An 11,454-nucleotide genomic window follows, 5' to 3' on the forward strand; every position below is an offset into this window, starting at 1 on the left:
TTAGCTTTCCATTTTTGCCATTCTGATCGGCTGGCAATTCCCTACAATCATACCAACAGCCAGAGGAGGAAACATGCAAAAACTCATTTTTACATTACTGCTGTCATTGTGCCTGTCGTTTATGGTGTCTGGATGGGTTACGTACATCAATTTGGGATTAGTGGCGGACTTTACTACGCGATGGGCGCATGCCTTTGCCAACGCTTGGCCGGCCTCGTTCATCGCCGCCTATGTTTTATCAGCCCCAGTTACCGCCGTTACTAAACGCATTATGGAGAAATACCATGGCCAACAGCCACAATAACGTCAACTTTATCGCCCATATCACACCTAAAACCGAGCACTATCAAGATTGTATTTCCGCAATCCAAGAGATCTTGCCAGCCACTCGAGCAGAAGTCGGATGTTTACGCTTTGAACTTTATGAAAGTGAAAACCGCACCCAGCTTACCTTAGTTGAGCGCTTCATCGATCAAGCCGCGTTCGATTTTCATCACCAGCAAGCTTACACCAAACGGGTATTTACACTGTATCAAGGATGGTTGGCAAAAGCGGTGGATATTATTGCCATCAAACCGCTTTAATTTGCACTTTTAACAAGTTAAGCGCTTCTTCACAAGCAATGATAGAAGCGCTCAGCGTTAACTATGTATTTGACGCCAACTTAAACCAAATTTAGCGAGATATTTTTGCAGTCTTGTGGAGTCATTCACCTGTGACTTTTTGGTGCGGCTCACATTAAACAACTCTCTGCCTGCAGCCGCCATACTGGAGTGGCGAGCACAGATAGTAAGCACATAATTTAACTGGTTTATATCAAACGTATCCAAATCGGCAAGTTGTGTTTTGGATAAATACCTATCTAGGATTTTATCTCCCGAAACTTGCTCTCCTGCATACCAATTTTGCTCAAGTCGTTGAATTTCTTCCTGTACGTCGCTAACCGCTATCCGAGAGGAATCCGCCAAAGTGCATAAACGCGTGATAGCCGAACTTAAATCACGAAAGTTGCCTGACCACAAGGCTCGCTCCGACAAGGCAAAACGTTCAAATAACGTTTTTGCTTCTTTATTAAAGCGCACCCTTTCACCCATTTTTTGCGCGTACAGATCTATCTCGTAATCTATATTAGCCGGAATATCTTCCTTGCGGTCTCTTAACGCTGGTAATCGATACGTCCATAGGTTGATCCGTGCGAGCAAGTCTTCTCGAAATCGACCTTTGCAGACCTCTTTAAACAAGTCGCGATTGGTTCCTGCGATTAACTGAAAGTCACTGGTTACGGGTTGATCGCTACCGACTGGGTGAAACGACTTATTTTCTATTGCATGCAATAGCATGGCCTGCTCTTCAAGACCTAACTCACCGATTTCATCTAAAAACAACACGCCTTGGTTAGCAGTGCGTAAATACCCGTCTCGCGCTTGTTGTGCCCCTGTGAACGCACCTTTGGTATGACCAAACAATGCTGCCATGGCATTTTCGCCCTTGAGCGTAGCGCAATTTACCGAAACAAGTCCTCCGGCCAGCATCGCCCGCTTTTTCTTTAATTGAAAAATACGTGTTGCCAACTGGCTTTTCCCTGCACCAGTAGGTCCTGTTAGCAACATGGGATCTTTAGCGCGTATCGCCACCTTTTCAACTTGGGTGATCAGCTGGTTAAATGCCTCATTTTTAGTTTGGATCCCACCTTTTAAAAATGCTTTACCCTCTAGGTGCTCACTGTCGAATCGAGTAGCTAGCTGGTCGTATTTGGATAGGTCTAAATCGATTATTTGAACTTGCCCAACGGATTTGTTTTTATTGCTGTTGTCGGGAGAGGTTTGCACCAAGCGGCCAGGAAAATGACGGCTCTCAGTCAATAAAAAGCTGCAGATCTGTACCACATGAGTACCTGTGGTGATATGAAACAGGTACTCACAGTTGTCGGTATCGAATGCTTGAGCTTGGCACCAATCAAAAAGTTTGGCATACACCTCCTCAAAGTCCCACGGGTTACTGAAGTTGAGGTTGTGCAATGTGACTGTCGACTCTGGCGACACACTTTCAATATCAACGGCCACATTGTTGGCCAGCCGTGTACTGTGATTGTCGTGTAATAAATGCAATTCATCAATGACCAGATCAGGTTGGCTACATAGGCTTACATTGGGCCGCCAACGCGCCCACCTATCCACTCGCTTACCAACAAAATCGAGCTGAGTACCAATCAAACTTACTGCTACTGTCTTTTTCAAAATCATATCCATATAGATATATTATATATCCTAATGATTATATTTAGATACTTTTCAAATCTCCACCATTTTCATAAACCATCACCAAAAATAGAAAATAAACCAATAAATTCAAAATGTTATTAGTTTATTTTTAATTAATCCTCGTTATTGGCACATAGCTTGATATCTATAGGCTGTCTGGTTATGTGGAAGTGATTCAATCCTCACTCCGGTGCGCTGAACACTGTGACTGCGTATGCCTAACCACACAATAATTTAAGTAGCTCAGTCTGGTAGAGCAACGAAACACGATTTCGTCGGTCATGGGTTCAAATCCCATCTTAAACCTTGGTAGCTCAATGGTAGAGCCGTGAACATTACTTCGCTTGTTGTGGGTTCGAATCCCACCCAAAAACTCATAAATATACGTAAATACATATTGCTAGTAAGCCGTCATGGCCGCTGACTGATAACCGCAACATGTCGCCGGATTGGCATAGGCAGGACGCCACTTCCAATCACTAAACATGGCGCCGTTACCACTCAAGCCAGCGACCCTTACTAACAAAACATAAAGGAAAACTAATATGTTAAGAAAAACAATTACGGTCAAAGAGAACGAAAGAACTTTTGTATTCAAAGAGCAGCAATTAACACAGGTGTTAATACCAGGCAAACATGCTTTTTGGGATGTGCAAAATACCCTTTCGTTTCGCACTTTTGATATTAACGGCTTGTATTTTTCTGAGCCAAATGCGGAGCGTTTATACCGTAATAACCCAATACTTCAGGAACACATAAGCCACTGGAAATTAAATAGTAATGAAGTCGGCCTGTTATACATTGATGATTTGCTACGCGGCATTGTGGCACCGAGTGAGCACCTGTATTTGTGGCAAGATGCTGGTGAAATACGGCTTGAGCGGATCGCTATTGATAGTCAAATAGAGCTCAATGAACGCATACTATTTTTAATCAACCGAGCGGGTGCAAACACAGCCTCAAGATTAATTAGAAGTGATCGTACCGTTGCGATGAAACCCATTGCCGATGTCAGCGTGGCCGCAGAACATGTGGGATTACTCTATGTTGATGGCCGCTTTGTTAGACGCTTAGCACCTGGACAACACGCATTTTGGCAATTTAACCACAGCATCACGTTAAAATCGTTTGATACCCGAGCACAACTACTGGAAATATCTGGCCAAGAAATTTTGAGCAAAGACCGCGTGAGTTTGCGAATAAATTTAACCGCTGGGATCAAAATTGAAGATGCCGAGTTGCTCGCCCAAAGCGTGGAGAAAGTCGACGAGTACATATATAAAACGCTGCAATTGGCCTTGCGTGAAGCCGTAGGAACCAAATCATTGGATGATATCTTATTGGATAAGTTATATATCAATGAAACCGTGAGAGAACTTGTGACTGCGTCACTGGCAGGCATTGGCGTATCTTTACAAAGCGTCGGCGTGAAAGACATTATTCTGCCTGGAGAAATTAAAGCCATTTTAAATCAAGTGGTTGAAGCGCAGAAAGCAGCTGAAGCTAATGTCATTAAAAGGCGAGAAGAAACCGCAGCGACACGGAGCCTGCATAACACCGCAAAAGTGATGGAAAACAACCCAACATTACTGCGCTTGAAGGAGCTTGAGGCATTAGAAAAGGTTGCAGACAAAATCGAAAACCTAACCGTCTACGGGGGCTTAGAAGGTTTGATGAATAACACAGTCAAAATTGTCTAACGATAAAAAGAAAAATAACGATAGCATAAGGAGCAAATATGTGTAGTAACTACAATACCATCCACAATGATGGGGACGCGCCCATTAAGGCATGGACGCAAGGCGTACCTTTTGAAATAGAGGCGCAGCAACAGCTTAATAATATTGCCAGCTTGCCGTTGATCCATTCGCATATTGCGGTAATGCCTGATGTGCATATGGGCAAAGGCGCAACGATTGGTAGCGTGATCCCATCGGTAGATGCAGTGATCCCCGCAGCGGTGGGCGTGGATATTGGCTGCGGCATGGTTGCCACCAAGACATCACTCACAGCCAACCAGCTACCAGATAATTTGGCTAGTATTCGCCATGCATTTGAAGCGGCTGTGCCACATGGTCGTACCGGAGGAAAACGTGGAAAGCGTGACCGAGGAGCCTGGCATAACATCCCTGACATTGTTACCTCTGAATGGCAAAAGCTAGTATTAAGATTTGAGAAAATTTGCGCCAAGCATCCCGCTATCAAAAAAAGTAATCATGTGAACCATCTTGGTACAATGGGAACAGGCAACCACTTTCTAGAGCTTTGCTTGGATGAGCATAATGCAGTGTGGATTATGCTGCACTCAGGCAGCCGAGGCGTTGGTAATCGAATTGGCACCTACTTTATAGAGCTGGCTAAGAAGGAAATGCAACGTCATCAAATTCACCTTCCAGATATGGACTTGGCCTATCTAAAAGAAGGAAGTGACTACTTTGATGATTACGTTGAAGCGGTTGAATGGGCGCAGGACTTTGCCGCTAAAAATCGTGAAATCATGATGTTTAACGCGATAAAAGCTTTAAGGTCGCAGATCTCAACGCCATTTACAACCGCAGAAATGGCCGTGAACTGCCACCATAATTATATCTCTCGCGAGCACCATTTTGGTAAAGACTGCTACGTCACGCGCAAAGGCGCAGTACGTGCACAAAAAGGCGAAATGGGGATCATTCCAGGCAGCATGGGTGCACGTTCATTTATTGTAAGAGGACTTGGCAACCCCGACAGCTTTAATAGTTGTAGCCATGGCGCAGGGCGCATCATGTCGCGCACTAAAGCCAAAAAAGTATTTAACGTGAAAGATCAAATCGCTGCAACTGCTGGGGTAGAATGCCGCAAAGATGAAGCCGTTATTGACGAAATCCCTCATGCGTATAAAGACATTGAAAAGGTCATGGCGGCACAACAAGATTTAGTAGAAGTAGTACACACACTGAAACAAATTGTGTGCGTAAAAGGATAAGTTTTGAACATGTCATATTTAGTTATAGATGGCGCACAAGGAGAAGGAGGCGGACAAGTATTACGCACCGCCTTAACCCTATCGATTTTAACCGATCAGCCAATTGAGCTGATAAACATTAGAGCCAATCGCAATAAACCCGGCTTACTACGCCAACACCTTACTTGTGTACTGGCCGCACAGCAGATCTGTAATGCAAAAATAGAAGGTGCAGCGCTTGGCTCTGCGCGCATTCGCTTCACCCCTGGTAAAATAAAAGCAGGGAACTATCGCTTTGCCATAGGTACGGCTGGTAGCACCGTATTGGTTTGCCAGACCATTTTACCCGTATTGGCAATGGCTTCTGAGCAGTCTCATGTCATCTTTGAAGGTGGGACGCACAACGGCATGTCTCCTTCTTTATGCTTTTTAACGCGCTCTTATTTACCAATCTTAAAAAAGATGGGTATTGATTGCCAAATTGAGACTGAAAAGCTTGGGTTTTATCCAGCAGGTGGAGGAAAATGGACATTGACGATACACCCAACCAAGGCACTCAACGCGCTTCCAGAGCTCTCGGCGAGTAGCAGCCAGATTACCGCTGAACAATGTGCAATCACCGCTTTAGTCAGTAAGTTACCTGAACATATTGGCGAGCGAGAAGTGACTAAAGCAAAAAAGGAGCTCAATTGGTTTGGCGCAAAAACAACCGTCGTAAGCGCAGTCACACCGGGACCGGGCAACTCGCTACAGCTGATGATCGACCAAGGCTCGCACACCAGTTTGTTTGAGCAGCAAGGCGAATATGGCGTGTCAGCCGAACGCGTTGCCAAACGTTGCGCAGCCGAAGTGAAGCAGTTTTTAAAATCAGAAGCCGCGGTGGAAGAACACTTAGCAGATCAGTTATTGCTACCTATGGCTTTAGCGTACAGCGGCCAGTTCACCACCACCAAACCAAGCTTGCACACGCTAACCAATATTGATGTAATTCAGTTGTTTATGGACGTTAAATTTGCAGTAACTCAGCGCACAGAAACACAATGGGATATTAGCGTGGTAGGAAATTAATGATGACAAATAACAGTGAGCTAGAACCAATAGCAGCCGATATCAAAGCAGAAATACTTAAACGGATCCGTGCCGCAGAACAAGAGCATGGTGTAAAGGTATTGTATGCCGTTGAATCAGGCAGCCGCGCCTGGGGTTTTGCCAGCCCAAATAGTGATTACGACGTGCGGTTTATTTATGCGCATACAAAAGAGTGGTATCTCACCCTTGATGTAGAAGAAAAACGTGATGTCATTGAATACCCTATTGTTGATGAGATTGATATTAATGGCTGGGATGTAAGAAAGGCATTAAAGCTTTTTAGAAAGTCAAACCCTGCTTTTATTGAGTGGTTACAATCACCTATCGTTTATGTTGATGATGGCGTATTCTCGGCAAAAGCAAAACAGTTAATGCCTCAAATTATGTCTCCAAATAGCGGTATTTATCACTATTTACATATGGCGCAAGGTAACTATCGCGAATACTTAAAGAGAGAAACCGTACCGCTAAAAAAGTACTTTTATGTTCTTAGGCCTTTGTTAGCCATTATGTGGCTAGAAAAATATGCCACACCAGCACCTATAGAATTTGAGACATTACGCCAACTAATTGCAGATAATACGGCGCTAAATGATGCAATTGCTGACCTACTTGAACAGAAAAAAGTAAGCTTAGAGAAACAAGTCATTCCAACTGTGCCTGTAATAAACCAATTTATCGAGTCTGAACTCAACCGCCTTGCAGATTACCGAGCTAAAGAGAAACAAATGAAAGCCGATTACCGCGAGCTTAATGCACTATTTAAAAGCACCATTAGCTCATAGCTGCTCAGGCTGTCAGGCATGGGGTTCAAGCTTTACCCACGCTGCCAGCCTTTTAATCGCGACAAAACGACTTATTGTGTTCTCAATTGCTTGTTCCCGATGGAATTACATTGCTCTATCCTCTTCCCTACAACCTTATTAACACCCAAAATGGGCTGGATTAAATCACTAAGATACTCGCGACGCTGTCTTGTAGTAGCGTCACTAACTCGTCATCCATAAATTGATATTCGTCAGGAATATCCAACACTTGAACATTTTTATAGCGCAATAGATTGGCGTATTGTGCACGCAGCCGCGATTTATGTTTTTCTTCCATGACTAAAATAGTATCGGCCCACTCAATATCACTCGCATTTACGCTGCGACGTGCTCTTGGGCTTGTGCCTGCTGATCTCACGCTAATACCCGGATGATTTTTCCAGATACGCTCAGCGGTTGGACTGCGCCACTGGTTGCGACTACAGATGAATAACACATTAGTTGTCATGCGGAGTGCCTTTATTAAATGGCAGCGTTGGGCTGAACTGGTTTCCTTTAAAAGTATTTTTAGGATTACCGCGTTGTAGCGCCTGATGCTGCTGCCACCTTGCTTTATCACGAGCCATTTCCTCAGCATCTGCCTGCGCGGCCAATTTCTGTAGCAATAACGCCTTTGCAACGCGCTTATTGGCGTGCTGACTACGCTCACTCTCCACTCGCACACTCAATCCTGATGCTATATGCGTCGCTCGTACCGCTGAGTCTGTGGTATTAACATGCTGCCCACCAGCTCCTGACGCGCGACAAGTTTGATAGCGAATATCGGATGCCATTGCGACTTCATCTATCTCGGCCATGCTGCCGCTAAAGAACCAATTTTTCCGTTTATGTTTGGCACGAAATGGGCTCTGGCACACCCACAACTGCGGGCCATGCCAATACTCGGCAAGCGCTTTTGCGTCACTCGAAAGCTGTAGCAATACGGATTTCATGCAGCCTTTGTATTCATGCATTTCTTGCGCTAACACAGTACATTCTGCGCCTATTGCTTTAGCTTGTTTATCGACTAAGTTGAGCGCCAATGCAACGGCTTTCCCGCACTCTGCTGGGCCTTGACCGGCTGAAAGTTGCAACAAGATCATGACGAACAGCTCCCGTTGGTTTTAAATGTCAGCACCGGACGCAATATTGCAACCACTTCTATCAATCCAGCGTCAACCAAATCACTGACAATGGTTTCACACTTTTTATAAGCCTGCGGCGCTTCATCGTACAGCAACTCCTTATTGCCACAGATCACACGACTCCCCAATGCTGTGCGATAAAGGTCTTCGCGTTTATATTTGTGACTCAAGCGGCTTTGGCAGTCACCTCGCTTCCACTTTCGACCAGCACCATGAGCCAAAGAATATAAACTGGCCGTTAACGCAGGCGCATTGTTTACAGGCTGAACCACATAGCTATAGTCACCTCGTGAGCCGGGGATCACGACAGCACCTTTGTCACTTGGGGTCGCACCTTTACGGTGCAGCCAACCAGCGCGGCCATCAATCACTTTTGGGCACACGAGGTTGTGATTAACATCTAGCGTACATTCACCATCGCTACGAATGGCTGCGAGAAATCTTTTTGCAATCAAAAAGCGGTTTAACTCAGCCCAGCGCACCGCTTCATCATGGCGTGCCAAATAGCGTGAACTTTCACTACCTTGAGCCGCTTCAGCCACCAAACCATCATGATTAAAACGCGCAACATGGTCGACTAAAATGGCTTGCCCCAGCCCACGCGAGCCTGAGTGAACCAGCAGCTGTAAATACTTTTTATCAAGGCCAAGCGCAGTAAACGCGGCTTCATTGTAAACACGTTCCACCGCTTGAAACTCGGCGAAATGATTACCGCCACCAATCGTACCCAGTGCACTTTCAAATAATCCAGCTGAAATATCACGGTATGTCATTTCAGCTTGAATCGTCTCTTGCCAACTGACATCGAGCGGTTGCTCGATATCTTCTAGCCGTTTAGCAAACTTATCCAAATTAACTTTGGCAACCTTTGTAGTGGTCTGCCACAGCGCCATGCCACAGCCAATATCGTTTCCGACTAACGCGGGATACAGCCTATCTAGGCTAAAAAATGCCGCGCCGATCGGATAACCACGTCCTGGGTGCAAGTCAGGCATACCTGCAACACGATGCATACTGGCTAGTTCAGCGGTTTTTGTAAGTTGTTGGATCGCAGCGCCTTCAATCCAAGTGTCTTGAGATGCAAATAGACACACGCGATCAGAAATTTGTTGGACGGATCTGCCCATAGTTACCAATACCTTTCAATGAGGTTTAAAAATAATTGTGTATTGGCAGGTCTAGAATGGCTTAGTTATAGCAATCAAATGTTAGGTTACATAGGCAACATAAAATCGCTAAATACAGCTTTCGCAAGCTAGGAAATATTTATTCGCGCTCGCGAATTACAGAGAAAGACCTGCAAAGGATAAAGTTGTTTGTGTCATGTTTTTTCTCCTCTACAGTGAATGAATGGTTAGAATCGCGGCAAGTGTAAACAGTTTGGGAACGTAATGCAACCTTGGATTGCCTGTGCGCTGAATGATAGAATTGCAACTTGTGATATTAACCTAAACAAGGCAAGGATAGTAGCTAGATATTCAGCAACAAGCGCTTAATCACTCACTCCTGCGACTATTATCGATTAAGGAAAACAAATATGACGCAATTCTATTTTGGAGGTTGGTACAACGAGGATACTCCAACTCGCCTCGACGCCTTAAAACAAGCTTTATCTCAACAAGATAAGGCAAAGGTAGAAACCTTATCGGAAACCCTGTTTGAAAGTTATTTGGATGTCACCGCAGCACTCACGAAAGCACAAATTATCCAGTATGCCGACTTGATGGGTGATGAGTTGAGTACGATAGAGCTCGATATTTGTATGGGAGAATTAGTTGATCATCACCACCCAGACGATATCGAAACGGCCTGTCGTCATTGCCTAGAACTTAGCATTGATTTTCCATTCGCCGACTACTTTTTGATGGAAATGACGGCGAATCGCTCAGAGTTCGACATTGAGTTTTTTGAGCGCACCGTAGCCCCCTCTTTTATGGAACTACGCAAAGCAGGCAAAATGTCTGTCACAGACTACTTTGCGCTGATGTGCGAAATTGTTTGTCGCCTTGATAAGTGTGAATATGGCGCGAATTGTTTAGAAAAGTTACTTAAAGACCCAGAACTCGATTTAAGTCAGCTAACCGAAAACGACTATACTGCGTGTTTAGATACCTGCCACTACGGCTACTTTCTCAAACCTGAACTGTTTCGCTTATTTGTGAAGAAAGCGAATGGTCGTCAAGTAATCGAATCCACAACAGAATGGCAAGAATCGGGGGAATATTTTCTTATCACCTATCAATTTAAGTCCATTTTCGGTGAAGCCAATGCATATTGTGGCGGCTGGGAAGAATATAACGACAGTTTTACCGATGCCTTTATCGAACTAAAGCGCAGTAACTTAGTTACTCAAGTAGAACAACAAGTTATCGATTGCTTAGAAAGAGATGATCACCATGATCTTGCCCAAGCTTTTATCACTGCGTAGTCAAGCTAGCTAAATAGAAGTGCTTAAAGCAATGGAAGGTGTACACACTTTCCATTGCGAAATAGCAAAGCTTAGAAGCTTAGCATTTTTTTAACATGACAAACTTGAGGTAATACATTTTTTTGCACCTCAATTTGTACTCTATCACCTTCTGAGATAGTCGCTGCGATGTTCGTTACTCTTTCAAGAATAGCAGGATCGCTGTAGCTTGAAGTGCCATTCATTACGCAGCGGAACTTACGTCCATTAGAGTCTTGAGCATTTACAGTTAAATGGTTTTCGCTCACATTCATAGAGAAAGTGCCTGCTTGGCTGTGGTTTAACACAACATCAGCAGTTTGGATGATCACACTACCATAATCTACTTCTGTGATTTTTACTTCAGCAGCAGAAGCCGACCCTGCAGATACACCTAGCGCTAAAACGGTTGCACCCAAAACTTTGTTCAATACTTTCATTGTATATTATTCCTTTATACATTTATTAAGTTCATTTATTAGAAAAGCCCTTGAAATTTAAGGCATTGAAAACCTAACACATAACAATTTTAAATAAAACAAAACAAGTTTAAATGTTTTTTAACACGCCACGTAGTTAGTTTAAGATTCAATTTGAACAAGCACACGCAGACACCATTACCGCATTAATAGCCCGGGGCACAGTATTCCCCGTTGCCGTGCGCGATACACTAGTTTTAGTGTCTAGAAATGATCAAACACCAACAGCTACCTTATTTTAGAAGCGCTTTTGATACGAATAATGAACAATTTTGTGCAATGCT

At 44.2% G+C, this 11,454-nt stretch carries 12 protein-coding genes and 1 tRNA gene; 8 read left to right on the plus strand and 5 right to left on the minus strand.

The genetic code is table 11. The features are described 5' to 3' along the window. The first annotated feature begins 73 nt into the window (after positions 1–73). Both GSF04_RS22705 and GSF04_RS22710 read left to right on the plus strand, forming a co-directional pair. Positions 74–304 carry a DUF2798 domain-containing protein gene (locus GSF04_RS22705; RefSeq protein WP_010606951.1) on the plus strand — a complete coding sequence of 77 codons (231 nt, stop codon included), beginning with the start codon at positions 74–76 and terminating at the stop codon, positions 302–304. After that, the gene (locus GSF04_RS22710; RefSeq protein WP_211858869.1) at positions 285–584 is read left to right on the plus strand and encodes an antibiotic biosynthesis monooxygenase; all 300 of its coding nucleotides are present in this window, start codon (positions 285–287) and stop codon (positions 582–584) included. The genes GSF04_RS22705 and GSF04_RS22710 overlap by 20 nt, the downstream gene beginning before the upstream one ends. 57 nt (positions 585–641) lie before the next feature. On the opposite strand, the gene rtcR is transcribed toward GSF04_RS22710, so the two are convergent. Continuing rightward, on the minus strand, positions 642–2,243 hold the full coding sequence (gene rtcR, locus GSF04_RS22715) for an RNA repair transcriptional activator RtcR (protein WP_249122509.1): 1,602 nt from the start codon (positions 2,241–2,243) through the stop codon (positions 642–644). 250 nt (positions 2,244–2,493) lie between these two features. Here rtcR and GSF04_RS22720 point away from each other — a divergent pair. From GSF04_RS22720 to GSF04_RS22740, 5 genes are all read left to right on the plus strand, one after another. Beyond that, positions 2,494–2,564, plus strand: a tRNA-Arg gene (locus GSF04_RS22720). A 242-nt stretch (positions 2,565–2,806) separates the two neighbouring features. Next, positions 2,807–3,961: a slipin family protein gene (locus GSF04_RS22725; protein WP_211858871.1), complete on the plus strand. Its 1,155-nt coding sequence runs from the start codon at positions 2,807–2,809 to the stop codon at positions 3,959–3,961. A gap of 38 nt (positions 3,962–3,999) precedes the next feature. Further along, entirely contained in the window at positions 4,000–5,226 is a 1,227-nt protein-coding gene (locus GSF04_RS22730; protein ID WP_211858872.1) for an RtcB family protein, read from the plus strand. 9 nt (positions 5,227–5,235) lie between these two features. Next, positions 5,236–6,273 (plus strand): RNA 3'-terminal phosphate cyclase, encoded by a 1,038-nt coding sequence (rtcA, locus tag GSF04_RS22735; RefSeq protein ID WP_211858873.1) that lies wholly within the window; start codon positions 5,236–5,238, stop codon positions 6,271–6,273. Next, on the plus strand, positions 6,273–7,079 hold the full coding sequence (locus GSF04_RS22740) for a nucleotidyltransferase domain-containing protein (protein ID WP_211858874.1): 807 nt from the start codon (positions 6,273–6,275) through the stop codon (positions 7,077–7,079). Before rtcA ends, GSF04_RS22740 begins: the two co-directional genes overlap by 1 nt. Positions 7,080–7,239: 160 nt before the next feature. On the opposite strand, the gene GSF04_RS22745 is transcribed toward GSF04_RS22740, so the two are convergent. Genes GSF04_RS22745 through GSF04_RS22755 form a run of 3 tightly spaced genes read right to left on the minus strand, consistent with a single transcriptional unit; the run spans position 7,240 to position 9,372 of the window. Continuing rightward, positions 7,240–7,569 carry a phosphotyrosine protein phosphatase gene (locus GSF04_RS22745; RefSeq protein WP_211858875.1) on the minus strand — a complete coding sequence of 110 codons (330 nt, stop codon included), beginning with the start codon at positions 7,567–7,569 and terminating at the stop codon, positions 7,240–7,242. Continuing rightward, positions 7,559–8,203, minus strand: a complete 645-nt coding sequence (gene prfH, locus GSF04_RS22750) for a peptide chain release factor H (protein ID WP_211858876.1) — start codon at positions 8,201–8,203, stop codon at positions 7,559–7,561. Before prfH ends, GSF04_RS22745 begins: the two co-directional genes overlap by 11 nt. Next, the gene (locus GSF04_RS22755) at positions 8,200–9,372 is read right to left on the minus strand and encodes an RNA ligase RtcB family protein (RefSeq protein WP_211858877.1); all 1,173 of its coding nucleotides are present in this window, start codon (positions 9,370–9,372) and stop codon (positions 8,200–8,202) included. Before GSF04_RS22755 ends, prfH begins: the two co-directional genes overlap by 4 nt. Positions 9,373–9,782: 410 nt before the next feature. Here GSF04_RS22755 and GSF04_RS22760 point away from each other — a divergent pair, with 410 nt between their 5' ends. Then, positions 9,783–10,673, plus strand: a complete 891-nt coding sequence (locus tag GSF04_RS22760; protein WP_211858878.1) for a hypothetical protein — start codon at positions 9,783–9,785, stop codon at positions 10,671–10,673. Positions 10,674–10,744: 71 nt separating this feature from the next. Here the strand turns inward: GSF04_RS22760 and GSF04_RS22765 are convergent, their stop codons facing one another. Continuing rightward, positions 10,745–11,131, minus strand: coding sequence for a hypothetical protein (locus GSF04_RS22765; RefSeq protein ID WP_211858879.1), 387 nt, complete (start codon positions 11,129–11,131; stop codon positions 10,745–10,747). Positions 11,132–11,454 lie beyond the last annotated feature (323 nt).

This window comes from Pseudoalteromonas sp. A22 (genome assembly GCF_018141345.1).
GTDB lineage: Bacteria > Pseudomonadota > Gammaproteobacteria > Enterobacterales > Alteromonadaceae > Pseudoalteromonas > Pseudoalteromonas maricaloris.